Source organism: Thermoproteota archaeon, assembly GCA_030130125.1.
Lineage (GTDB): Archaea > Korarchaeota > Korarchaeia > Korarchaeales > Korarchaeaceae > Korarchaeum.
In genome coordinates this window covers 1-24,080 of the sequence record JARZZM010000034.1, presented here as the reverse complement: position 1 = coordinate 24,080, position 24,080 = coordinate 1, and the positions used below count along the sequence as shown (strand labels likewise).

28 protein-coding genes are annotated in these 24,080 nt (G+C 54.3%); 19 read left to right on the top strand and 9 right to left on the bottom strand.

The annotated features are described in order from the left end of the window. Nucleotides 1-53 precede the first annotated feature (53 nt). Entirely contained in the window at nt 54-422 is a 369-nt protein-coding gene (locus QI197_05980; protein MDK2372910.1) for a NifB/NifX family molybdenum-iron cluster-binding protein, read from the top strand. Between the two features lie 276 nt (nt 423-698). On the opposite strand, the gene QI197_05975 is transcribed toward QI197_05980, so the two are convergent. After that, a complete protein-coding gene (locus QI197_05975; GenBank protein MDK2372909.1) occupies nt 699-1,112 on the bottom strand; it encodes a HEPN domain-containing protein in 414 nt (137 codons plus the stop codon). Beyond that, nucleotides 1,082-1,417 (bottom strand): nucleotidyltransferase domain-containing protein, encoded by a 336-nt coding sequence (locus QI197_05970; GenBank protein ID MDK2372908.1) that lies wholly within the window; start codon nt 1,415-1,417, stop codon nt 1,082-1,084. Before QI197_05970 ends, QI197_05975 begins: the two co-directional genes overlap by 31 nt. A 137-nt stretch (nt 1,418-1,554) precedes the next feature. Here QI197_05970 and QI197_05965 point away from each other — a divergent pair, with 137 nt between their 5' ends. The 6 genes from QI197_05965 (at nt 1,555) to QI197_05940 (ending at nt 5,515) form a co-directional block, all read left to right on the top strand. Then, nucleotides 1,555-2,838 (top strand): MFS transporter, encoded by a 1,284-nt coding sequence (locus QI197_05965; protein ID MDK2372907.1) that lies wholly within the window; start codon nt 1,555-1,557, stop codon nt 2,836-2,838. Further along, a complete protein-coding gene (locus QI197_05960) occupies nt 2,811-3,695 on the top strand; it encodes an alpha/beta hydrolase (protein ID MDK2372906.1) in 885 nt (294 codons plus the stop codon). Before QI197_05965 ends, QI197_05960 begins: the two co-directional genes overlap by 28 nt. A gap of 219 nt (nt 3,696-3,914) precedes the next feature. Continuing rightward, complete coding sequence (locus tag QI197_05955) at nt 3,915-4,301, top strand: HEPN domain-containing protein (GenBank protein ID MDK2372905.1); 387 nt, start codon at nt 3,915-3,917, stop codon at nt 4,299-4,301. Continuing rightward, a complete protein-coding gene (locus QI197_05950; protein MDK2372904.1) occupies nt 4,294-4,635 on the top strand; it encodes a nucleotidyltransferase domain-containing protein in 342 nt (113 codons plus the stop codon). Before QI197_05955 ends, QI197_05950 begins: the two co-directional genes overlap by 8 nt. 261 nt (nt 4,636-4,896) lie before the next feature. Then, a complete protein-coding gene (locus tag QI197_05945) occupies nt 4,897-5,130 on the top strand; it encodes a CopG family transcriptional regulator (protein ID MDK2372903.1) in 234 nt (77 codons plus the stop codon). After that, complete coding sequence (locus tag QI197_05940; protein ID MDK2372902.1) at nt 5,117-5,515, top strand: type II toxin-antitoxin system VapC family toxin; 399 nt, start codon at nt 5,117-5,119, stop codon at nt 5,513-5,515. The genes QI197_05945 and QI197_05940 overlap by 14 nt, the downstream gene beginning before the upstream one ends. Nucleotides 5,516-5,690: 175 nt before the next feature. Here the strand turns inward: QI197_05940 and QI197_05935 are convergent, their stop codons facing one another. Next, the gene (locus QI197_05935; GenBank protein ID MDK2372901.1) at nt 5,691-6,956 is read right to left on the bottom strand and encodes an ATP-binding protein; all 1,266 of its coding nucleotides are present in this window, start codon (nt 6,954-6,956) and stop codon (nt 5,691-5,693) included. Between the two features lie 217 nt (nt 6,957-7,173). Next, nucleotides 7,174-8,451, bottom strand: a complete 1,278-nt coding sequence (locus QI197_05930) for an SLC45 family MFS transporter (protein ID MDK2372900.1) — start codon at nt 8,449-8,451, stop codon at nt 7,174-7,176. A gap of 1 nt (nt 8,452) precedes the next feature. Here QI197_05930 and QI197_05925 point away from each other — a divergent pair, with 1 nt between their 5' ends. Genes QI197_05925 through QI197_05910 form a run of 4 tightly spaced genes read left to right on the top strand, consistent with a single transcriptional unit; the run spans nt 8,453 to nt 12,320 of the window. Beyond that, nucleotides 8,453-9,280, top strand: a complete 828-nt coding sequence (locus QI197_05925; GenBank protein MDK2372899.1) for a glycerophosphodiester phosphodiesterase family protein — start codon at nt 8,453-8,455, stop codon at nt 9,278-9,280. 16 nt (nt 9,281-9,296) lie between these two features. After that, the gene (locus QI197_05920) at nt 9,297-10,718 is read left to right on the top strand and encodes an NAD(P)/FAD-dependent oxidoreductase (protein ID MDK2372898.1); all 1,422 of its coding nucleotides are present in this window, start codon (nt 9,297-9,299) and stop codon (nt 10,716-10,718) included. Between the two features lies 1 nt (nt 10,719). Continuing rightward, nucleotides 10,720-11,940: an FAD-dependent oxidoreductase gene (locus QI197_05915; GenBank protein MDK2372897.1), complete on the top strand. Its 1,221-nt coding sequence runs from the start codon at nt 10,720-10,722 to the stop codon at nt 11,938-11,940. Continuing rightward, nucleotides 11,937-12,320: a DUF1667 domain-containing protein gene (locus QI197_05910; protein MDK2372896.1), complete on the top strand. Its 384-nt coding sequence runs from the start codon at nt 11,937-11,939 to the stop codon at nt 12,318-12,320. The genes QI197_05915 and QI197_05910 overlap by 4 nt, the downstream gene beginning before the upstream one ends. 284 nt (nt 12,321-12,604) lie before the next feature. Here the strand turns inward: QI197_05910 and QI197_05905 are convergent, their stop codons facing one another. Next, nucleotides 12,605-13,387 carry an ABC transporter permease subunit gene (locus QI197_05905; GenBank protein MDK2372895.1) on the bottom strand — a complete coding sequence of 261 codons (783 nt, stop codon included), beginning with the start codon at nt 13,385-13,387 and terminating at the stop codon, nt 12,605-12,607. Then, nucleotides 13,356-14,291: an ABC transporter ATP-binding protein gene (locus QI197_05900; protein ID MDK2372894.1), complete on the bottom strand. Its 936-nt coding sequence runs from the start codon at nt 14,289-14,291 to the stop codon at nt 13,356-13,358. Before QI197_05900 ends, QI197_05905 begins: the two co-directional genes overlap by 32 nt. A gap of 101 nt (nt 14,292-14,392) precedes the next feature. On the opposite strand from QI197_05900, the gene QI197_05895 reads away from it, so the two are divergent. The 8 genes from QI197_05895 (at nt 14,393) to QI197_05860 (ending at nt 22,234) form a co-directional block, all read left to right on the top strand. Beyond that, nucleotides 14,393-14,782 (top strand): BlaI/MecI/CopY family transcriptional regulator, encoded by a 390-nt coding sequence (locus tag QI197_05895; GenBank protein ID MDK2372893.1) that lies wholly within the window; start codon nt 14,393-14,395, stop codon nt 14,780-14,782. Then, nucleotides 14,779-15,519: a M48 family metalloprotease gene (locus QI197_05890; GenBank protein MDK2372892.1), complete on the top strand. Its 741-nt coding sequence runs from the start codon at nt 14,779-14,781 to the stop codon at nt 15,517-15,519. The genes QI197_05895 and QI197_05890 overlap by 4 nt, the downstream gene beginning before the upstream one ends. Before the next feature lie 344 nt (nt 15,520-15,863). Continuing rightward, complete coding sequence (locus QI197_05885; protein ID MDK2372891.1) at nt 15,864-19,028, top strand: molybdopterin-dependent oxidoreductase; 3,165 nt, start codon at nt 15,864-15,866, stop codon at nt 19,026-19,028. Between the two features lie 12 nt (nt 19,029-19,040). Then, nucleotides 19,041-19,964: a 4Fe-4S dicluster domain-containing protein gene (locus QI197_05880; GenBank protein MDK2372890.1), complete on the top strand. Its 924-nt coding sequence runs from the start codon at nt 19,041-19,043 to the stop codon at nt 19,962-19,964. A gap of 2 nt (nt 19,965-19,966) precedes the next feature. Beyond that, nucleotides 19,967-20,206: a hypothetical protein gene (locus QI197_05875; protein ID MDK2372889.1), complete on the top strand. Its 240-nt coding sequence runs from the start codon at nt 19,967-19,969 to the stop codon at nt 20,204-20,206. After that, nucleotides 20,203-20,694: a hypothetical protein gene (locus QI197_05870; protein ID MDK2372888.1), complete on the top strand. Its 492-nt coding sequence runs from the start codon at nt 20,203-20,205 to the stop codon at nt 20,692-20,694. The genes QI197_05875 and QI197_05870 overlap by 4 nt, the downstream gene beginning before the upstream one ends. Before the next feature lie 39 nt (nt 20,695-20,733). Next, nucleotides 20,734-21,429: a molecular chaperone TorD family protein gene (locus tag QI197_05865; GenBank protein MDK2372887.1), complete on the top strand. Its 696-nt coding sequence runs from the start codon at nt 20,734-20,736 to the stop codon at nt 21,427-21,429. A 214-nt stretch (nt 21,430-21,643) separates the two neighbouring features. Further along, complete coding sequence (locus QI197_05860) at nt 21,644-22,234, top strand: hypothetical protein (GenBank protein MDK2372886.1); 591 nt, start codon at nt 21,644-21,646, stop codon at nt 22,232-22,234. A 10-nt stretch (nt 22,235-22,244) separates the two neighbouring features. Here QI197_05860 and QI197_05855 read toward each other — a convergent pair whose 3' ends face one another. From QI197_05855 to QI197_05845, 3 genes are all read right to left on the bottom strand, one after another. After that, nucleotides 22,245-22,928 carry an MBL fold metallo-hydrolase gene (locus QI197_05855; protein ID MDK2372885.1) on the bottom strand — a complete coding sequence of 228 codons (684 nt, stop codon included), beginning with the start codon at nt 22,926-22,928 and terminating at the stop codon, nt 22,245-22,247. Further along, on the bottom strand, nt 22,921-23,733 hold the full coding sequence (locus QI197_05850; protein ID MDK2372884.1) for an MBL fold metallo-hydrolase: 813 nt from the start codon (nt 23,731-23,733) through the stop codon (nt 22,921-22,923). Before QI197_05850 ends, QI197_05855 begins: the two co-directional genes overlap by 8 nt. A gap of 63 nt (nt 23,734-23,796) precedes the next feature. After that, on the bottom strand, nt 23,797-24,080 hold a 284-nt coding region (locus tag QI197_05845), incomplete at its 5' end, for a hypothetical protein (GenBank protein ID MDK2372883.1).

Sequence of the window (24,080 nt, the reverse complement as noted above, 5' to 3'; positions counted from 1 at the left end):
TCACCTCCCAGCCCAATGATTATATTCCTTCGGGGTGGTCCCTCGGAGGGAAAATGAGGGTCGCCTTTCCAGTCTACGACCATAAAGGTCTAGATGAGGAGATTTTCGAGCATTTCGGACATGCTCCCGCATTCTTACTGGTGGAGATTGAAGACGGGGCTGTGAGATCCCACGAAACGGTAGATAACCCCCACTCCGAGGAGCACGGACCGGGCGTCGTTCCCTCCTTACTAGCTCAGCTGGGCGTGGACGTGCTGATATGCATGGGGATGGGTGGGAGGGCTCGCCTGTTCTTCCAGCAGCTGGGGATAGAGGTCATCACTGGGGCTCAGGGGAAGGTGAGTGACGTCCTCGAGGCCTACCTCTCTGGGAAGCTGGAATCACTACCTTACGAACCTAGGGAAAAGTGGCATCACTATTGATTCCCTATTACTAATTTTTCAGTAACTTTAAAACTATTGTTAACTTTATTTATTAATCCATTTTTTCCGAGAATATCTCAAAGTTTTATTACAATATACTCTAGTACGTTCATGCCAAGTGTTTCAGACCTCTTGAAGGCCGCGCGAGCATCTGGGTAAGGTGAGATGATATGATTCCTGTATTGTCTACAGGCTGAGGGAGCGTGGCACGAATAACAACCATCGGCGAGCTACAGAGGAGTTAAGGAGTTATATCAGGTGGAACTTAGAACGGGATTAGGTACCGGGGCAATTACTTACCTTTTCCATCTCATCCATCAGTTCCTTCATCCTCGCGACGAACCTCTCGGCATCCTCCACCAGATCCTGAACCTCTTTGGTAGAGAGGGTAAACAAAGGTGTGTAATCTCCCTCTTCTCTGGCCTCCCTCAGCTTGCTCAGTATTCTGGCGTACTCCCTATCAAGAAGACCTGGTTCCACGAGTCTGGTCCAGAGTTTGAAAGCTACCCCTCCGTGGGTGGATGCGTCCTCCCCAAGAAGAAGTAATACGGCCCTAGCCGCATTGTAGGCAGCGTAGTAGGCTCTGCTTACTGCATCCTCCAGCTCTCCCTCGATGAGAAGCAATTTAGCCGACCTCAATTTTGATTCAGCCTTCTTAATCAGAGCTCTAGACTCTTCTCGGCCTTCCAAAGTAGGAACCCCTCCTCTCTCGCTCTTCTTATCAGAGAGATGCTCCCCTTCGAATACTCCTCCGGTGATACGACTATCACCGTTACCGGAACTCCCGTGTCGGCGAAGATACTTGAGGAAATTTCCCTAGCCATCCTCCTAGCTTCACTCACATTTTCGGCCACTAACATCACGTCAACATCGCTATCAGGTCTGTGGCTCCCCCTAGCCACGGATCCGAATATCAAGATGAGCCTAGCCCCTGGAATGTTGGATAGCTCCTCCCTGAGCCTGCGGAGCACCTCATCGAGTTTCAGCGCGATCATCGCATTAGTACGGAAAGAGGCACTAAATAGTTTAACCGTTAGAGGTGGAGTTTGGGGGATCATCTCTTCTGCGCGATCCCTCAAACTGGATGTGTCTGGAACTTCAGTTTTAATTGATTCAGCTGTGGCATGATGCGATGAGGACGAGGTTCAAGTGGATCACTGTCCTGAGCCTGGCCTTCCTCGGATTCGCTAGGAGCACCGGATGGGCACTCAATAAGGGCCTATCCTTCCCTCTCCTATCCAGCTACACGGAATCCGCCTTCATTAAGGGAAGCGTCCTAGCCTTAGAGGGGCTGATAGGGATGATCATCCCTCCTATCCTTGGCTATTACAGCGACATCATGAGGTCGAAGCATGGACGAAGGAAGCCGTTCGTCGCAGTTGGGGGGATTCTAGCCTCTCTGGCATCCATCTCCATCTACCTCGCCTACTTTTCCGGTTTGGGGTTGCTGGGCTTTTCACTCACGCTCGCCTTCCTGTACCTTTCCCTGCACGTGTACACCGCCCAATACAGGGCTTTGATGCCCGACACCGTGGAGAGCGGTCAGAGAGGGAGGGCCAGTGGCATCATCACCCTCTTCGAGTGGGCGGGCAACCTATTCCTCTTCGGGCTCGCCGGGATGCTCATGGCCGTGGCTGTAGAGTCGACTGGTGGATCGGGAATTAAGGCCCTCGCGAGCACCCCCTACCTGCAGGTCCCCTTCCTCGTAACGGCAGCCTTCCTGCTCGTGAGCGCTCTCGTGGTCTACTTCTTGGTGAAGGAGCCTGAAATCCATGTGGATAGGGAGGAGGGGCTCTGGGAGTACGTGAAGAGCGTAGTCTCCAATCGGGACTTCCTCAGGTTCTATACGGCCCAGATCATGTGGTGGCTGAGCTTCGAGTTCGTGGCCATCTTCCTCTTCGGAATACTGGCCTACATCCTAAGGGGAGCCGCCACTGAGCTTGACGTGAAGGCTGTCACCTCCCTAGGACTCCTCCTCATGGCCCTGTTCAACGTCACTGTCCTAGTCGGTTCCATTCCCGGTGGGATCATCTACGACAGGATCGGGAGAAGGGTGAGCATCGTTGCGGGGAGCGTAGTTTTCGCCTTACCCCAGCTGTGGGCATGGACAATAAGCACTAAGATGGAGGTAATAGCAGCGCTGGCTGTGGCTGGGGTAGGCTGGGGGATGCTCATGGCCTCCTCATTCCCGGTCATAGGGGATCTGCTGACCAGCTACGAGAGGGAGGAGTTGACAGGTCGCTATTATGGGTTCTTCGAGGCTACTAGGTCCCTACCAATACTCCTCGCAGGCGTGATAGGGGGCGCGATCGTCGACCTAGCTGGAGGGAACTACAGGGTCCTCTTCCCGATAGGGGCGATACTGGTCCTGGCTTCCATACCACTGATATGGAGTATGAGGAGGCTGGAGAGATGATCTACCTCGCAGCCATTCTCGCTGCCTTGGGCGCTTTCCTCTTCTTCGTGTTTTACGTGAGCTACAGGTTGGTGAAGCCGCCTAGGTACGTTGGCGAGTGGACCCCCTCAGACTTGGGCCTGGATTACGAGGAGGTAATGCTGACCACCGATGACGGCGTCAGGCTTGAGGGATGGTGGATGGACAGGGGAAGCGATAAGACGGTGGTGCTCCTCCACGGTTACACGGTGAGCAGGTGGGCTTTCTACATAAGGAGGATGATGGAGTGCTTGGCTGACGAGGATTACAACATACTGACCTTCGACTTCAGAGCCCACGGGAGGAGCGGCGGGAGATACACAACCTTCGGCAACATGGAACTGCTCGATCTCAGGGCGGCGCTGAAGTGGCTCCGCTCTAAAGGGGGAGGGAAGGTCGCGCTGATCGGCTACTCCATGGGAGGGATCGTGACCATAAGGGCGCTAGCTGAGGGTATGGCAGATGTGGGGGTGGCTGACAGCCCTCCATTTTACGCGGACAGGAGCGCAGCCAGGGGGTTGAAGTACTTCGCTAATCTGCCCTCATCCCTCTATCCCCTCGTCAAGGTCTTCGCCAAGGCGCTTACGGGCGTGGAGAATGTCGACATCATGGGATACGCCGAGAGGGTCATGAGGCCCCTCCTCATAATCGTGGGAAGGCGTGATCCCCTAGTCAGGGTAGAGGAGGCGGAGGAATTCGTCGCCCTGAACAGGGAGATCAATCCCCGCGTGGAGCTGTGGATCGGCGAGGGAGCTCACGTTAGAGTGATGGAGGCAGAGCCCGATGAGTACAGGAGAAGGGTGCTTACCTTCCTGAGGGCTCATCTGGGAGCATCGTGACCTGTGGTGGGTTCGGTACAGTTGAACTGAATTCTTGGGAGAGGTTGAGATGACTCTTGGTCTTCAGAGCATTATCATGTACGAGAGGAGAGAGGAAGCTCGTCTCCTAAGGTGAGGAAGGGCTTCCTAACCTCAAAAGTCTCATTTCTCATCCCTGAAAGCTGCTCGCGACATTCTGGTGGGAAAGGATATTTAGGAATACAACCCCAGATACATTGAATGAGGAGAGAGGAGGGGGAGTTCCTAAGGGAGAGGGCTGAAAAGTTCTTCGAGGTAGGCAAGAGGCTCCTAGAAGAGGGAGTTATTGACTTAGCGGCTTTCCACTTCCATCAAGCCTCCGAGCTGATCCTCAAGTACGCACTCTTCCGGATAACCGGTGATTACCCTAGGACTCACTCAATAAGGAGGCTGCTCAAGCTCCTCTCCAAGTCCACAGGTGACGAGGGGATAATGGAATTCCTGAGGGAGAATATAAACAGCCTGTCGAACTTGGAAAACGCCTACATGACCTCCAGATATCTGCCAGCTGAATTCTACAGGGAGGAAGTGATGAGTATGATGGACGTAACTCTCTCCATATTCGAGCTGGTGAGGAGGTATGTTTGAGCACTTAATAGACCTCGTGAGGGAGGAGGAGAAGTACAGGAAGGATCCCATCAAGATAGCTAAGGCCATCAAGGAGGTTGCAGAGGAGATGTTTGGGGAAGTCAGGGTCTACCTGTTCGGCTCGGTTGCTGAAGGCGAGGACACTCCGTCCAGCGATATGGACATCATGGTGGTGTCGCGTGAGGTCCCTAAATCAGTCGGGGAGAGATCTGAGCTGGTGGCTAGGATATTGGAGGTAGTGGGTGTGGACGCTCCCGTCGAGATACATCTGCTGAGGCCTGAAGAGGAGGATTGGTACCTTAAATTCGTGAAGAAGAGAATAGAAGTGAAGTGAGGTGGGAATTAACTGAACTGAGCTGTCTCTCTGTATGAGAGTGGACATGGGCTATTCTCTTTTGCCACATTGGACTCTCTGGAAGATGGGTAAGGTGACCATTTCAATGTTCGCGCGCGAAAGTCCGTCAGAGGGAGGAGGGTCGTACGAGAAGAGCCTTTATAGAGATCGGTGTCGAGGGACGCTCTCGACCTCTTCGGAGTCTCTTGGCTGAGTAATACCTATGATAAACCTTAAATATTACACCAGAGTATATGTAGCGTGTCCGAGGTAGTGTCATTCAAGGTAAGAAGAGATTTGAAGAGGAAGATGGAGGCGTTTAAGGACCGGGTTAATTGGTCTGAGGAGTTGAGGAAATTCGTTGAACTGAAGATAAGGGAGCTGGAGGCCAAGGAGAGCAAGGAGAGAATAAGGGAAAAATTGAGAAATGCCCCTTGGTCCCTCCAGAAGGGATCTTCCACAAAGCTAGTGAGGGAGGACCGTGATAGTCATTGACGCCTCGGCCTTGACTGCCATAATCCTGAAGGAGGAGGGATGGGAGAGCCTACTCGATGCCTCGGACCTCTTCATATCGGTCGATCTGCTCCATAAGGAGGTAGCCAATGCCATCTGGGCTGCATCCCTCTCAGGTAGGATCTCTGAGGAGAATGCCAAGGAGTCTTTCTCCCTTTTGAAGGAATTCATCCAGCACAACGTGATTTTGAGGCCTCAGGCTCGGTATTTGGATAAAGCCTTAGAGATCGCACTCAAACACAAGATAACGGTATACGATTCCATATACATAGCCCTATCCATTGAAGAGATCCTACCTCTCCTGACCTTGGATTCCGAACAGGCGAGAGTAGCGTGGGCGGAAGGGGTAAAGCCCATAGGGTGGTGAACGGCCGCTTTTCATAAGTATTTATGATTAATGTATTTCCGGTGAAGGGGGATCCCATTAGAACCCTCGATCAGAAGTCGATGGGTCATCCTGACCAAGTTGAGGGAGTAATCCCCATTATGCCATGGATTCACACCTATGAATGTCCTCACTTATTAGGATGCTATTATCTGAGCTAACCTACGCTGCCTTTTAAGACATCATGGCCCTTCAATAACAGCTTGTAAGCCGGAATCACCCTTATTTTCATGCCCTCCCTCTCTACTACGTCCTCCTGCTCGTAAGTGACCAGTAGAGGTTTCACTCCCTCCCTTTTAGCGCACTCCACCAGAGGGGCCAACTCCCTCCTCTCGTTATCCGAAGTGAGCTCCCAAGTAACCTGAACCGCGTACTTTCCCATGACGAGCAAGTCTACCTCTCCCTTATCTCCCTTCCAGTACCTGATCTCCTCGCCTTTCCTCTTGAAGTGCAGGAACATCAGGTTCTCGAGTTCAGCTCCCCTGTCCTCCTTGGTGGTAGCTACTCTCTTCAGCCCCAAGTCAACCGTGTAGGCCTTTCTGGGATGCCTTAGAGCATCTTTCACCTTACCATACGCTTGAACGAAGAAGAAGAGGAAGATCTCCTCCAGCATCCCTGTGTATCTAAGTATGGTCCTAGTGCTGGCGCTTATACCGTAGGAGGCCAAGAAGTTCTTGGCCCTCCTTATGCTGAACGGCCTTCCAACGTTGGTCAGCAGGTACTTGAGGAAGCTTTCCATTATCTGGACCTCCCTGATTCCGAACCTACCCACTAGATCCCTGTAGAGGATGTCCTCGTAGTAGGACCTGAGCAGCAGGCCCTTCTCCGCTAGGAGGGTCACCTCAGGGAAGGCGCCCCACCGCAAGTACTCGTCGAAGAGGTTCATTAACAGGCTCTCTTCCTCGGGCAACCCCTTCGGTTGTACCTCCTTGAATGTTATGAATTCAAGGAAGCTTAATGGGAACAACTTGAGGGTGACATGCCTCCCCGTCAGTAGGGACGAGATCTCGGGCTGGAGGATCCTCGAGGTAGATCCCGTCACTATGAGTTTCACTCCCCTCCGCCTGTCGTACAGGCTCCTAGCCCACCTCCCCCATTCAGGAAACTCCTGAACCTCATCAAGCATCAAGTACGTCCTGCCCTTGAGCAGGGCTTGCCTCTCCACCTCCTCAATTAAATCCCAGTCCAATGGGTGAAGTCTCCTGTCCTCGAAGTTCAGGTATATGACATTCTCTCCCTCGTCCATGAGTCGCTTGGCCCAGTAATAGAGGAGGTACGTCTTCCCGGCCCTCCTGACCCCAACGACATCCACAATGTGGGGTAGCTTGAGGACCCTGTGATCGACCCGCCTCGGCTTGGCTGGAGGAGGGCCTAGGACCTCCCACTCCCTGAGCACCGGCCTTAATCTCTCCCTGACACTCACGAGTCTTAAGGTAAACTACTTAGATATAATCTTGTTTACCTGGGTAAATGAAACATCTCGCAGAATTCTTATTCTGAAATTCGGGCACGACGCCTCGATCAATAATATATGAGCGATTTTATTTACAAAAATAAGTCAAACTACGGCAAAATAAATATAAATTTATTCGCTCGAGTCGGTTTGTTGAGTTGGAAGGGAAAGGTGTGTGGAGGAAAGCCTACGATTGATCGCTTACCTTAGCCTCACCCCTCCTGACGAACTGCATGGTCAGCAGAGAGGCCGCGAAGAAGGCTATGGCGAATGGAAGCAGGGAATCGTAGCCCAGAGCGTCTATGAAGAGCCCAGCTAGGGGAGGAGCGAATATGTTGGCCGCCTGCGAGAAGAAATAGTAGAGGCCCGTGTATCCGCCCAGCTTCTCGTCCACGGTCATGTCCACGATCATGGGAAGGGAGTTCACATTCACCAGAGCCCAGCCCAATCCTCCCAAGAAGAAGAGGCCCGAGAAGAGTGGTAGGACATTGGGGGAGTCACTCATTTGGAAGGCGAGCAGAATCATGACCGTGACCAGTATGAGACCCAGCGAGATAGTCCTCCTCCTGCCGAACCTCGCACCTATGAAGCCAGCCGGTAGCGAGAAGAGTATGAAGCCGAGGGCAACGAACCCCAGTATGAGGGCTCCCGTGGATTCGCCTATCCCGAGCCTGAACTTTGCGTAGCTGGTGAAGAACGTCTCCAGCGAGTTGAAGGCTATGAACCACAGCAGTATTGAGAGGAGCATGAAAAGCAGGCTCCTCTCGCCGCTGGAGAACACGTCCTTGAGGTTCTCCTTGAGCTCCCCGAAGCTCTCCTCCGTAGTCTTCCTGAAGAATTCTCCTAGATCGAGTTTCTCCCCCTTCTGCTTGTATTCCTCCGGTTCAGGGACAAAGAGGACTACCGCGAGGTTAGCTAGGAGCATGAGAGCAGCTCCGATGAGGAAGGGCAGTGAGTAATGGAGATCGTAGAGCACCTTACCGGCGAAGTACACGAGGAGAGATCCCACGCCGCCCATGAAGTTGATTATCCCGTTAGCTTGGCTCCTGTACTGGGAGGGGGTGATGTCGGGCATGAAAGCTATCACGGGGGAACGGAAGAGTGCCATGAAGAAGTTCATCGTGATTATGGTCCCCATCATCAACGCCAGGTCAGCGCTCTCCCTGGCTAGGGGAATGAGCGCAAACATGAGGGCGGCTAGAGGAGCGCCCACCATTATGTAGGGCTTTCTCCTCCCCCATCTGGTTCTGGTCCTGTCGCTGAGGGCACCGAGGTATGGTAGAAGGAGTATCGCGAACACATTGTCTATGACCATCACGATACCTATGATGAACGAGGAGAGGGCGAAGTCCTTCAGGAAGATGGGAACGTAAGCGTTGTAGAGCGACCATATTATGCTTATCCCGAAGAAACCCAAGCCCAGCACGAATACACGCCTGTAGCTGAAGTCCCGATCCGAGGGCATGTTGACCTCCGCAGCCCTTGAGGACTGGTTCCTTAAAAGGCGCTTAACTGACACCCAGTTTAAAAGCTCCATCCACCTCCCTACCCCGATGAGCTGGGAAGCTGGTAGGGTGCTCGTGCTCGGCCACAGGGGGTATAGCGCACTATACCCCGAGAACTCGTTGTTGGCCTTCGAGGAGGCCGTTAAGGCCGGAGCTGATGGAGTAGAGTTAGATGTAAGGCTGACGGGCGACGGAGAGGTGGTGGTGATCCACGACGAATCCTTGGAAAGGACGTCGAATATGTCCGGGCTGGTTGGAGAGCTCACGCTAGAGGAGATAAGGAGGGCCGACTTGGGGATGGGCCAGCACATTCCCGCCCTGAGGGAGGTCCTCTCCAGAGTTGAGAGACTGGTGAACGTGGAGATAAAAGAGGAGAGGGCTGCTGAGAGATGCGTTCAGGTGGTGAGAGAGACTGGCTCCTCAGACCGTGTCCTCTACTCGTCCTTTAACGTTGATGCCCTGAGGAGGGTGAGATCCCTCGACTCTGAAGCGAGGCTCGGCCTCCTTATAGATAGGGAGGAGATGCTCGCCGAGATCCCCTCACTCACCAAGGAGCTGAGGCTTTTCTCCGTGAATGCTCCTGTGGAGGGAGTTGACCTCCTCGGTATTGAGGGCTTCGCCGCTGCATCGGAGATGCTCAGGAGTTTGGGGCTCAGGCTGATATTGTGGGCTGCTAACGATGATCGCCTCCATCAGCTGCTGCCCGAACTGGCTGGCACTTTCGACGCGGTCATCACCGACGATCCGCCCAAGGCACTGAGGCTGCTGAGGAGCATGGGCCTGAGGTAGGTTAGGGTTAGGTCCCATGAGAGTCGCTATCATCGGCGCTGGAATCGTGGGGGCCAGCATAGCTAGGGAGCTTAGCCGGTACGAGGTAGAGGTCCATCTAGTGGAGAGGGAAGCTGACGTCGGTTGGGGAGTGAGCAAGGCGAATACGGGACTCATCCACGCTGGATACGATGATGACCTGGACAGGTTTCCCAACAGGGCTAGGCTCTGCGTCGAAGGAAACAGGATCTGGCATAGATGGGTGGAGGAGCTGGACATCCCCCACGCTTGGAGCGGTGCCCTCGTAATAGCTAAGGAAGAGTCGGAGGTGAAGGTGTTAGAGGGGCTCTTGAGGAGGGGCGAGAGGAATAGGGTCCCGGAGCTGAGGATATTGGAGAGGGATGAGGCTCTCTCGATGGAACCTAACTTAGTGAAGGTGGAGGCCGCCCTCTACGCTCCCACCGTCGGTCAGATCTCACCGCCTCAGGCGGTGATCGCGTTGGTGGAGAATGCAGTCGACAACGGGGTGAAGGTGCACCTCGACACGGAGGTCAGGGGAGTGGAGGTGAGTGGGGAGAAGGTGAGAGGGTTAAGGACTAGCGCGGGATTCTTGGAGGCTGATATCGTGATAAACGCCGCTGGCCTATACGCTGACGAGATTTCAAGAGAGGTAGGGGCCGATTACTTCGAGATAAGACCGAGGAAGGGTGAATACCTCATATTTGACGAGGATGCTGGTCCTAAGCCGTCTAGGGTGCTCTTCCCCACCCCCAGCGAGAGGAGCAAGGGAGTCGTGGTCACAACCGAGGTACAGGGCCATCTGATGGTGGGACCGAACGCTCAGGACCTCCCGAAGGAGGAGAAGGATGACAGGAGCACCACTCCAAAGGGACTGAGAGAGATCTACAAGAAAGCATCAGAGATTTGGCCCCTCCCTCCCCTTAACAAGGTGATAAGGACCTTCTCCGGTCTGAGGCCGGAGCCAACGGGAGGGGACTTCGTGATCAGGGCTGAGGATGTTTGGGGATTCGTGAACGTGGCTGGCATGAGGTCTCCGGGGCTGACGGCAGCCCCGGCAGTCGCCAAGGAAGTGGCCAGGATACTTGCGGGGATGGGCATCGACCTGAGGGAGAAGACGAAGTGGAAGGTCAGGAGGAGGGGGATCCACGGGAATAGAGCCGGTCAGGGAAGGGTGATCTGCCGGTGTAACCTAGTCAGGGAGCCCGAAATAAGGGAGGCAATCAGGAGGATGAAGCGGATAGGGGTGAAGACCCCGAGCGTGGACTCCGTCAAGTTCAGGACCTCAGCAACCACGGGCACGTGTCAAGGATCCTTCTGCAGGATAGAAATAGCTAGTATACTGGCCGAGGAGTTCAACTTTCCACTCTGGGATGTCACTCTGAAGGGAAGGGGAAGCGAACTGGGAGTGGGCGACGTGAAGGTCCTCCTGAGGCGATAGCATGATGTACGACGTGGTGGTCGTGGGTGGCGGTCCAGCCGGGCTGGCCTCAGCTTCTGAGTCATCCAAGCTGGGGTTAAGGACCCTCCTCTTGGACGAGAACCCCAGACTGGGTGGCATACTTCCCCAGTGCATTCATCCCGGATTCGGTCTCCACTGCCTCGGGGAGGACCTGACCGGACCCGAGTTCGCGCACCGCCTGATCGAGGAGGTGAGGGGGAGTGGTGTGGAGGTTAGGACTCAGGCCCATGTCACCTCCTTAGCGATGAGATCCGACCTGGTCAAGGAGGTCACCTATGCATCACCTCAGGGCACCGAGGCTGTGCAGGCCAAGGCAGTGATTTACGCTGCGGGGGCAAGGGAGAGGCACAGGTTCGAGGTGGGGATAGCAGGCGACAGGGTGGCTGGCATCTACACCGCCGGGGAGGCCCAAGCTATGATGGACCTCTACGGGGTCATGCCCGGGAGGAGGGTCGTCATCGTAGGCTCCGGGGACGTGGGCCTGATAATGGCGAGGAGGTTCGCCCTTGAGGGGGCGGAGGTGGTTGGCGTCGTGGAGATGCTGCCCTACCCCGGTGGGTTGGCGAGGAACCTCATGATCCTCAGGGACTTCGACATACCCCTTTATCTGAGCCACAAGGTGACGGAGGTCAGGGGAAGAGGTAGGGTCGAGAGAGTTAAGGTTGTGAGGGTCAATGAAGAGCTGAGGGAGACTGGCGAGGGCTTCTGGATAGATTGCGACACCCTCCTCATATCTGCTGGCCTAGTTCCCAGAGTTAAGATCCTAAGGAGGGCTGGAGCGATAATGGATCCCGCCACCGGCGGCCCGGTGGTCAATGACAGGCTTGAAACAACATTGCCTGGAGTGTTCGCCGCAGGCAACTCCCTGATCATAAATGATCTGGTGGATTACGCCGTTGAGCAGGGAAGGACCGCGGCTAAAGGTGCCGAGGAGTTCGTCAGAGGGAATGGTATCCCGACGAGGAGGTGGATCAGGGTCAGGAGAGGGGGGTATGTCAGGTTCGTCGTCCCTCACATGCTGGGAGGGGACAGGGATTTCTGGCTCTACGCTAGGGTGTCGAGGCCTGTGGAGGACGCGCTGGTGGAGGTGCCCGAGATAGGCCTGAGGAGGAAAGTGCCGGTGCTCAAACCATCTGAGATGCTCAGGCTCAGGATTAAATCGGGAGTTGAGGGAGGAAGGGTCACGTTGGTGATCAGATGACGGTCTACAAGCTCACTTGCGTGATATGCCCGCTCAGCTGCTCCGTCGAAGTGGAGGTAGAGGGAAATAGGGTAAAGGATGTGAGGGGATTTAGCTGTCCCCGGGGGAAGGAGTGGGCTGTGGAGGAGGTCCTGTCCCCGAAGAGGGTGGTCATGACCGTAATACGGGTGAGAGCTGGTAAGGAGCCCGTTGTCAGCGTGAAGACCGATTCTCCCATCCCCAAGGAAAGGATCCGTGAGTTGATGAGTTACCTAGCCACATTGGAGGTTGAGGCTCCCGTCTTCATAGGCCAAGTGGTTGTAGAGCATCCTCTGGGCTTGGAGACCAAGGTTGTAGCGACTAGGAGTGTAGAAGCTGTTGAAACGCGCGAGCACGCGTAGCTATGATCGTCTATACTAGTTGGTTTGACAGGTTTCGAGATGTGGGAGAATCGATCCCCTGAGTCTTAGATTTAGGAATGAATCAAATTTCTCGCGAGTTGACCTTATTTCCCCTCAGCGATCGCTTGTATGAATTCGAGTTCTCAGTCCACCTCTGTAAGGGTACTATTGCGTTGTTCAACTGTGCGGTCGATGGGGAGAGCTAGGGTGCTATTGAGAGAGGGGCGGGATGGTAGAAGTGCTCCGATAGTTGAGCGAGGATGCTTGGCGTAAGGCCCCCTGAGTCACTCTAGCAAGTACCTGATGCCGTGAAATAGTCTCGGTAGTGCAAGAATCATGATCGCATCTATGCCCCCTAACAGGAGCGATGCCAAGACCAGCGCCTCAGCATTAACCGCTACGCCCCAGAAGACTTGAGCCAACACAACGATCAGTAAAGGGAGTATGAGGATACCAGCGCCCTGCTGAGCCTCCTTCACGCTCCTCACCTTGGAGGAGAGAGCGCACGTTATCGCGACAGCCAAGAATGAGTACAAGGGGGATATGAGGAATACGACGATGATCCACTCTGGTCCGGGAGGGAACCACGGACCGTTGAATATGTCGGAGGACAGGAGGTTCACCGTGGGAACCATCAGCAGGAAAGTCGTCCAAGAAGAGGCGACTCCGGGAACGAGGGCGGCGAGCACCTTCCCGAGGAGGAGCTCCCTCTCGTCAAGGGGAGCGGCAAGCAGTAGTTCTAGAGTGCCTCTCTCCCTCTCCCCCGCGAACCCATCGGCGGCGAGTATGGTGGATACCGCTAGGGGAATCACCAAGAAGATGAGAGGCACGACAGCCTGGAATGCGAAGTAGAGGGATCTGGCTAAGTCCCCTTCCACCCTTATCGGGAAGGGTATGTTGACGGGGATGAGCACCTCACCAGTCGCCTTGGCCGCGTATATCAGGATGGCTGGCAGTGCGATTCCGAAGTAGGCGACGAGAAAGACTGAGGGGGCGATCATCCACATCCCCCTCATGGCCTCTCTCCAATCCTTCCTAGCCACTGCTAGAATCCTGCCCCACTTCATCTCCGACCACCCTCACGAAGAGATCCTCCAGCTCGGGCCTCACCACGCTGATCTCGAGGATGCGTCCTCCGGCCTTAACGACGGCCTCGCTGATCGCGGGAACCATTCTCTCGGGATCCTTGACCTCTATCAAGATCTCCCCATCCCTCCGCTCTAAGGTAATGACGCCGTTAACTGATTGAATGGCTTCCAGCACCTCTTTCCTTGCCTCCTCTAGCAGCAACCTGACCTTCGGAGGTCCTAAGAACTTCGCGGACAGTTCATCCACCGATCCCAGTGCTAGGAGTCTGGTGTTGATCATCGCAACCCTGTGACAGAGTTGCTGGACTTCCCAGAGGTTGTGGGAGCTCAACAGGATCGTCCTGCCCTGAGAGGAGAGGTCCTGTATCAGGGACCTCATCACCCCGGCACTCATGGGATCCAAGCCCGATGTGGGCTCGTCCAACAGGAGGACTGGAGGATCGTGTAGCAGAGCCCTGACTATAGAGACTCGCTGCTTCAAACCCTTGGAGAGCTTGGAAACTGGTTCTTCAGATCTATCTTGGATCTCCAGCTTGTTAAGGAGCTCCTTTATCTTGAGCACCGGTTCCTCGACCCCGTACAGGCGAGCGAAGAAGAGGAGGTTCTCCATGACTGTGAGCCTCTCGTAAAGGGAGATCCTCTCGGGTAAGAGGCCGACGCTGGCCTTCACTGATAATGGATCCTCAACCGCGTCGTGGCCGTTCACCTCTATTTTCCCGGAGTCCGGCGGGATAATGCAGGCGATTATCCTTATTGTAGTCGTCTTTCCGGCTCCGTTGGGCCCTAAAAGCCCGAATATCTCTCCTCTCCGCACGGAGAAACTCAGGTCTTGGACTGCAACCTTCTCTCCGTAGGCCTTGGTGAGGCCGCGCACCTCTATCACATTGCCACCTACTACACTATGTAGTAGGTTATTTATATCGTTTCGTGATGGGGTCAAAAGCAAATGCGATCACTTAAATTGCTACTACGTCATGTAGTATGATGGGCAGGGAACCCCTCGAACCTAAAGTGATGGAGATACTCTTCCGAAAGGGAGAGGCGACGGTACGGGAGATTCTCGAGGAGATAAACAGGGACAAGGAGAGAAAGCTCTCGCTCACTACCGTCAGCACCGTGGTATCTAGGTTGTACAGGAAGGGGCTCCTGCTCAGGGAGGGCGCGAGGGGAAGAGGCGGCACTTACTACATCTATAGGCCCGCGGTGACCCATGAGGAGTATGAGCGCAGGATGGTGAGAGAAGCTGTAGACAGGCTTTCTCGCATCTTGGGGAAGGTGGCACTACTCAGGTTCGTCGAGGAGAGCACCAGTCGGCTCGATGAGGAGGAGCTCAGGGAACTGTTGAGGAGGATCGAGGGGAGGGTGGAGAAGTGATTGTTTACATCCTTGTCACATCGGGAGTGCTGTTATTACTCTCTCTGGAACTCGGATCGTGGATCCTGCTTCTCTCCTCCCTAGCTATAGCTTCCCTACCACTGATGGGAATCTTGGCGGGTCGGATGGTACTCTCTACCTTGAGGATAAGTTGGTTACCCCATGATCACGAACTTCACCGGATTCTAGAGGGGATCGCCCCTCCAAGGTGGAGGGTGAGGCTGGGGATAAGGCCAGGTCCTCCAGATGCCTTTGCTGCTCAGGTAGGAGTCAGGAGCGGTGCCATCGTATTGACCCATGGCATGCTTGATCTGTTAAGCGAGGAAGAGTTAAAGGCTGTGCTGGCCCATGAGATGTGCCATCTGGTGGAACACCACTCGATGATAAGGATTGCAGCCCTAGCACTCAGCCTGACGAATATCCCCGTCGGGACCATAATGGGCGCCGCCCTGTCGAGGAGGCTCGAATACAGGGCCGACGAGTTCTCCGTATTTGTTACCGGAAGGCCCCACCACCTTGCGTCCGCTCTTGTGAAAGTGGCAGCCACTAAGACCGGAAATCCCTTCCTAGTAGCAAGATTCACCCCCTCGCTAAGGGGAATTCTCGGCTTGTTCTCTTGGAGTCCCTCCTTAAAGAGCCGATTGAGAAGGATCGAGCATGTGGCACGCAAACAATCCGCTACCAAGAAGGTACCAGACAGCGACCTTCCTGATGACCTCTATAGCGGAGTAAGTTAATCGCCTTCCCGGCAGTAACAAGATGATATTCCGTCAATGCTGTTACCTAAATCTCGCATTATCGATTATATGTGATTCCTCTTTCACACAATTTTGCAAGGAAGGAACGGTTCCCACATTTCTCCCTGTATATAGCACGCGATTCGTTAAGGCTGTATGACACAGTGATACTTTCCACATGTCATTGTTAATCCAAGAAATATATAGGAAGATTATTGAATCAAAAAAGTTTAAGAGTTCATCAGCTTATATTTACATTAAATTATCGTTGAAGAACCTCTCATGGGTAAAATTTAATATTTTCATACCTGTCGATACGTTCAGCCACCCAGCGGGTGGTGTGTATGTCGGAAACTGAGATCCTGAAATCGGGAGGAAGTTCGGAGAGCGCTCCCAAAGTGACTCGCAGAGAGTTTTTGAAGCTAGCAGCTGCTGGAGTTGCCTCTATAGCTGTGATAACCTCTCTTGAGCAGATGAAGGGAGGTAAGCTAGCGTACAGGTACTTGGAGCCACTATCTCACAGGAGAGCACTGAGGATGTACGCTGGGAGGGTGTCCTACGACAGAGCTGTTAGATCACTCTGCGCAGCGAACTGCACTCAGGCGTGTGGGTGGAACGCGTACGTGAGGGGGAATGTCATAATCGGGTTGAAGCAGGCCGCCGATTATGATGCGTATGATCCAGTAGCGGGAAGCGCCTACAACCCGAGGGGCTGCATGAGGGGCGCATCCTTTGTGAGATACGTGCATGGCCCCATGAGAGTCCGCTATCCCTACAAGAGGGTCGGCAAAAGGGGAGAGGGGAAGTTCAAGAGGGTGACGTGGGACGAGGCTCTCAGGGAGATCGCTGGCAAGGTCCTAGACATAGTAGAGAAGTATGGGGCCGATACAATAGTGTTCTTTTCGCCCATCCCGGCGTATAACTACATCTCCGCGGGAGCTGGCTATAGGTTGGCCAACCTGCTTGGGGCCTCAGGACCTCTGAGCTTCTACGATTGGTACTGCGATCTCCCGCCTGGAGAGCCCATCACTTGGGGCACCCAGACCGAGGAGTCAGAGGAGTGGGACTGGACACGCGCCAAGCTTCTCATCCTCTGGGGCTCTAATGTCGCCGAGAGCAGGATAGCTGCCGCTCACTTTGTGTCAGAGGCGAGGTATCGGGGAACCAAGGTGGTTTACATAGGGACGGATTTCACAGCGACAGCCAGGCTGGCCGATGAGTTCATCAGCGTCAAGCCCGGAACCGATGCAGCCATGGTCAACGCCATGATACACCACATAATAGAGAACGGACTGTACGATGAGGAATATGTGAAGCTCTACACAGACATGCCCTTCCTAGTGAGAACGGATAACGGGAAGTTCCTTAGGGAGAGCGACCTAGTGGAGAATGGCAGCCCCTTCAAGCTCTACGTATGGAACAAGAACATGGGAGGACCGGTAGTCCCACCGGGGTGCATGGGCGATGAGAGGGAGAGCTTGGACCTACCAGCTTATGGTATCGATCCAGAGCTGGAGGGGGAGTGGGAGGTACAGCTGAAGGACGGGAGCAGGGTGAAGGTCAAGACCGTCTTCACCTTGCTCAAGGAGAGGCTAAAGGACAAGACGCCTGAATGGGCCTCTAAAGTGACAGGGGTACCTGCTGAAAGGATCAGGGCCTTAGCGGAGGAGGTGGCGAGGACCAAGCCCACCATGATAGTCGAGGGTGGCGGTACCAACCACTGGTTCAATAACGACATAAACAACAGGTCCATGATACTCCTCCTCGCCCTGACTGGAAACATAGGCAAGCCCGGATCTGGATTCAGCCAGTACACAGGGCAGTACAAGGTATGGCTCGCTGGCCTCGGGAAGTATGGCAGGATACTCAAGACCAGGCCCGAGAACGCCACCCTCTATGTGTGGACCCACTACTACACCGAGCTTTGGAGGTTAGGAAAGTCGCTCGACGAGCTGGTCAAGGATATAGAGGAGGGCAGGATCAAGCAGTTGCCCGGTCCCCTTCCGGGCAAGTTCCAAGAGCCAGTAAGTCCTGATCCTGAGGACGAGAGGGGATACCGGAACTACCTCCTCATCAAGGCCATGGCGAAGGGATGGGTTCCCCTTTACCCGAAGCCTCCGAAGAGACCGCACGCGATGTTCATATGGCGTGGTAACTTCTTGAACCAAGCAAAGGGGGGCTTCAAGGTAAAGGAGTGGTTCGAGAATCCCGAACTCTTGGAGCTGGTCGTGGTGATCGACTTCAGAGTGAATAGTACTGCCGTTTTCGCCGACTATGTACTGCCAGCCGCTACTTGGTACGAGAAGTTCGACCTGGAGACGACACCCATGCATGTGTACCTGCAGGCCTTCAACAAGGTCATAGAGCCCGTGGATGAGTCAAAGCATGACTTCTACGTCTACAAAGAGCTGGCTAAGGCGATAAGTGAGGAAGCGAAGAGGAGAGGTGGGTTCGTGTGGCATGACCCGAAGTACGATATGGACAGGGATTATACAAAGCTCTACTCGGAGTTCATCGACGCGGAGGGCAAGGAGAACCCCTACTTCAAGGGCTTCTGCAGAGAGGGATGCCTAGAGACGCCGGAGATGGTGGCTCACTTCATACTGAAGAACAGCCTTGTTATGTATCCCGATGCTGAGAACTACGAGAAGTACAAACACCAGCTCGCGCCAGAGGTCAGGTTCTTAGTGGAGAGGAGGCTCTTTCAAGGAGATATCGACGGATACATCGAGGGACTGATCGAGCTCGTAAAGAAACATCCACTTCCGTTCCCAGCTGCTCAGACTAGGCCTAGACCCCTCACTCCGTGGGTCGAGAACGTAGAGAGGAAGATACCTTGGCCGGCGGGAGGGAAGCTCCACTATGAGAAAGTTACCTTAGTGAGCATCCCTGAGAGGGAGGTGGAGTTCAAGGTCCCCAAACTGTTCATCTCCAAGTACCTGGGCGTGATACCCAAGGGGGGCAAGACGCTCACGGGCAGGCAGCAGTTCTATATCGATCACAGCTACTTCCTCGCCCTGAGGAATGAGCTTCCCATATACAAGGAACCGGAGCACGATCCATTACCCGATAGAAAGCCAGCTCCGCTTAAGATGAACACGCCTCACGAGAGGTGGGGTACTCACTCCACCTTCAGAGACATGGACCTGCTCCTCAGGCTCCAGAGATATGGGGCTGTGGTCTCAATCAGCAAGAAGGACGCGGAGGCTCGTGGAATAAAGGACGGGGACCTAGTCAGGGTCTACAACATCTATGGGGAATTCGTCGCCGTAGCAAGGGTAACGCCGGCGGTCAAGCCAGGAGAGATCTGGATAGCTAATGGGGCGGAGATGATCACGTTCGTAAAGGGATGGTACAACGGCGTGACGCCGATAAGACCGAAGCCCACTCAGGCCGTCGTTTATCCGGAGGAGCCTAACCCACCGTTCTACCACCTCAAGTACGGATGGAACCTCTGGGGAGTGACCGGAAACGAGTGCGACACGAGTGTGGAGGTGGAGAAGATATAGGGGGTGTGAGAAATGGTGGAGAAGGGCTACGTTATAGTCACCGATCTTAACAAGTGCTTGGGTTGTCAGGCGTGCGCAATAGCTTGTAAAGAGTGGTGGACCTCCAAAGAGGAGGGGGCAGACCACGCTTGGTGGATCATCGCTGAAACGAGGCCAGGGACTGGCTATCCCAAGAACTGGATCGATAAGAAGAAAAGAGGAGAGAGGCTCGCCCCAAGCGACTTAGAGCAGGTGGTGGAGTTCAGGTACGGCAATTTGGTGAATAATCCCACCGGTGAGATACCCCCCAAGATCACACCGGAGCCGAGGCCCACTTGGGGTCCAAACTGGGACTGGGACATAGGAGGCGGTGAGACCCCGGACGACGCTTGGTTCTTCTACCTTCCCATCCAGTGCATGCACTGTGACAATGCACCCTGTGTGGATTCATGTCCGTCCCACGCCCTCTACAAGCGCGAGGATGGAGTGGTGATGTTAGATCCGCAGCTCTGCATGGGCTGTCAGGCGTGCTTCGAAACGTGTCCCTACGCTAGGGTCTTCTGGAACCACGTCAGGGGAACGCCCACAAAGTGCATAATGTGCGCTCCGCTGATAGACAGGGGAGAGGAGCCCGTCTGCGTCCACGTATGCCCTGCTAGGGCTAGGTTCTTCGGCAGGGCGGATGATCCCTCCAGCCCCGTCTATACGCTTGTGAGAGAGTACAAGGTGGCGCTGCCTTTGCTGCCCCAGTACAACACTAATCCAAGGGTGCTCTACATACCTCCCGTCCTGCTGCCTCCCAAGGAGGATGGAACACCGAGGTACGATCCTCACCTCTTGGAGGAGCTCTTCGGTAAGGAGGTATGGAGGGTGAAGGAGATACTCGAGAGGGAGAGGCAGAAGGGACAGGACTCGGAACTCATCCGCATCCTCACCGGATACAGGGGAGGTGAGTGAGTATGAGCGTGTCCAAGAGGCTCTTCTTCTCTTGGGGAACGATGCTGGGGGTGATACCCTTCCTCGTACTCCTTGCTTACGGGGCGGTAGTCGTCAGCGTATCAGTGAGTGGAGCCGCATCCAACGCTCTGCCAAGTTGGCTCCTTCAGGAACTTGCAGCCGCTATAATAAGCGCCATAGTCCTAATCGGGATCGCCGCGGTGCTGGTTAGGAGGTACCTTAAGGGAGGTGGAGTCTCATGAGTCTAGTCATCCACTCCGCCTGGCACTCCATGTCCTCCCACTTCGCGGTGGGGTTCGCAGCGGGATCCAGTCTGCTAATAGTCGTTGGCCTCGTAGCTGAGCTCATGAACAAGCGCGAATTATCGAGCAAACTGAGCTATCCGATACATGTGATGTCCTTCCTATCTCTCCTATCGATCTTAGTGACATGCGCAGCGGCCATCACCGACTTTCCAACTGGAACCTTCGTTGCCTCGCCATGGTTCAGGTTCAAGACCACGTTAGCCATAGTCTCTTTCTTCGTTTACACTGCTATCTACTACATGTTCTCAGTGATGGGACGGGAGATCTGGAAGGATAGGGTGGCCTTAACTTACGCAGTGATACTGGCGATTTTGGGCGGGTTCACCGTTTCACTGCTTGGAGCCGCTGGTGGCTACATGGCTCAAGGACACAGCGTGCTAGAGTTCCTCTTAAGGGCGCTCGGGGTCCCTATGTCCAGAGCCTAACTCCCCTATCTTGTTTTTTGGGTAGGAGGGTGTGATTATTTGAGGCATAATGAGGTTGCGGGGTTTCGATCACTAGCCTACAAGTATTTTTCCGAGTTGCTGGATTACCCTTACGATAAGGACATTGAGGAGTTCGACAGGAGGATGGAGGAACTGAAGTACATTTTGAGCATGCTTTCGGAGATTCTAGACTGCCAACGAGCTGTAGAGGAGTTGGATCGCGCTAGAAGGGAGTACCTCAGCGAGCTAGGGAGACTGGGCAGGGATCTCTTCCAAGCCGAATACGTGGCAACGTTCGAGCTAGGTAACCCGGCTCCACCCTGTCCACCATTTGAGAGGGAGTACTTGAAAGGGGATAGGGCCGGGGATGCTCCATCTGATCATGTGGAAGATGATCTGAGGAGAGAAGCGGACATCTTAAGCGAGCTAATTGACTTCTACGAGGGATGCGGCGTGGGAGTGAAGGGAGCAACGCCCGATCACTTGGCGGTAGAGTTGGAATTCCTCCACTATCTGACGAGTAAGGAGTTTGAATCCTTGGAGAACGGAAACTTAACTGAGCTAGCTCTCCTTAGGAAGGATGAGTTAAATTTCTTAAAAAATCACCTGTTGAGGTGGTTAGATGGATTTCTTCGTTGTGTGAAAAGCAAGGGTTCCTTAAGGACCTACGCTTTTCTACTCGTCTCCTTGAAGGAGTTTGTTGAGAGCGATTTCAAGTACTTGGGACAGCTGTGAGATCCCCTCACTAAGGGAGTCGTGAAAGGTGCTGAATGCGGTCAGTTGAATTCGAACCTCTAAGGGACACCTCCCGGCTCCTAAACATACGAGTACTTAAAGTGATCCCTATCTGAATATGATGTCCTATCCCCCGTTCCAGCCAGATATGTGGAGAGAATCGTATCACCCTCTTGGTTTATAAGGTGCACTCGGGGAGATAGAAGGTGCTCTTTTGTTATCGAGCGAGATGGTATTCGTTAGACCGCTTCTTTTCGCAAAGAAGTCGAAACTTGTAGGGTACAAGGATCCATGCTCCGGACAGAAGGTTTCGAGAGAAGATCTCGCCACCAAAGTCATCATGGCTGCCCTCCAGTGGTTGACGAGGGAAGAAGCTCTGACCATCAGTTACATAGACAGGAAGGAGAAGGGTCTCCTCCTGAGTAGAAGGGTAAGGGGACACGAGATATCGAGGAAGAGGGGCATTCAGGTGGATGGACTCGAGGGAGAACTGCACAGGCTCAGTGAAGGAGAGGTCATGTTGAAGGACTTGATCTCCTCTCTAGTGGAAGGTAAGAGCGATTTCCCGCACTCGAGGGTCCTAGCTAGGGTGGAGAGGAGCCTAGAGAGGAAGGGTTTCGGGAGATACGAGGGTAGGATATTCAAGTCCTTCAAACTTGACTGTGACAGGTTGGAAGGATCGGATCTCGAGTTCGCGGAGCTCCACTCATCCATAGATGATATGTCCAAGAGGTTCCCTGAGCTCGAAAGGGAAATAGGAAAGGTGCTCAGGTCCCTAGTGGAGTCAAACGGCGACTGGGATTGATCCGATCTGCCTAGCTTAAGGTCAGGATACTACCTGCCATAACCTCGCATAGCTTCTCGGGATATTTCCTCCTGAGATAGCTTACGGATCCACCACCACTGCAGTGGGCTGGGCATATCTTCTGGCTCATTTCAGCGAGCTTATCGAGGACGCGCTTGCTGGGCATGTGAAAGCCCCCCACAACCAAGAATACGTTGATACCGCTGATATCCCTCGCCGCTCTGACCAAGCGATGGACCCCAGGGTGGGAGCAGCCCACCACGACTACCAACCCCTCCTCAGTTGAGATAGCCAGCGCCTGCTCCGAGATCCACCCAGCTCTTAAGGGGCCCGTCAGCCAGAACCCTCTCTCCACTTCCAGAGGGGAAGAGATCGGCACGGGATTCAGCTCCCATTCCCTTAGATACCCGAGGTCCCCAGGAGGTGAGTAGACCTTCAAATCCTTGGCCACGCTACCTACGTACCGGAATCCCCCGTAATGATCGCCGTGATGATGGCTCAGAACCGCGAAGTCGAGATGCGAGAGGTCCAAGCCCAGCCTTTCAGCGTTGAACTTCAGAGTGGAGGGGCTCGCTCCAGCGTCGAAAAGGATCCTGCGTCCGTGAGCTTCAATGTGAGCGCTCCATCCCCACTCCCTCCTGAGGCCCTCCTTGGCCCTGTTATCCACGACCACCGTTAGCCGCACATCAGCCACGCTCCCACCTTATCACAGATCCGACGTGGCCGTCCCTGTAGGCTTCGGGGAGGTGTTCCCTAATGAAGAACCTAGCCTCATCCCCGGAGCAGTGGATGGGGTACACCTCCTTCACGCCTACCTCCTTTATCGCTTCTACCAAACTCCTAAGTCTATTAGCATCGGCCCCGATCAGGTGAAAGCCCCCGATGACTGCGTATAGGTTTCCCGTTAGGTTCTTCGCCCTCCTCATCATCTCCTCTATTCCCGGATGGGCGCAGCCGGTCATCAACACCCATCCCGATCCCTCTGGGATCCTGACGAGGAGTCCCTGCTCGCTCGGAGGACCTCTCAGAGGACCTGTCGTCATTATACCATCGTCCAGCTCAGTCGGTCCCTCAAGCACCACCACATCAGCTCCTAGCTCTTCCATTCGGCGTATTAGCCCCTCGTCAAAGCCCTCTGGGACGTAGATCTTGATTCCGGGGTTCCTGCTGATCACATAAGATATCCCCCCTGTATGATCCGCGTGCTCATGGGACAGGACCACGAAGTCGACTGAGGAGAGATCCACCCCTAGAGCCTCGCAGTTGCTCCTCAGCACCTCTGGATCGGGTCCGGTGTCGAACAGAATTGAGGTTCCATTGATCTTAGCTAGGAGGGAGAGGCCCCACGCAGCCTTCAGTCCGTCAAAGGGATTGTTATCGACCAAGATGATCAGCTCGAGCTGGTGAGTACGGGGCTCTCTCGGCTGACGGATGACCAGCAGGGTTGTCAGTAGCGCCAGCGAGATCAACAGCGAGGTCAGGACAAGTACCCTGCCCATTACGACATTACGTCCCGGAGAACTGTAAAAACCTATTGAAATGTGAGGATAAATCACAATTACTTATCTTCTAACCCCTCTTCTCCCCGCAGCTACGGAGATCCTGTGAAGAGCCCTGCCTAGGTCGGATCGGGGACTACCCAAAGCGATGCGGTCTCCCGATAGGCCCACGGTTAGGTGGATATCGCGCGATATCTTCATCATTACTCGAGTAATTGTGTTTGACCTCGAGACCCTTTCATCCGGCTCGATGCTAAGTAAGGCCTTAAGAACGGTTATATCAGGCAGATCTCTGACTGTCCTCTCCAGCTCCTCCCTCTCCCTCTTGATCTTGATCCTCTTCCAAA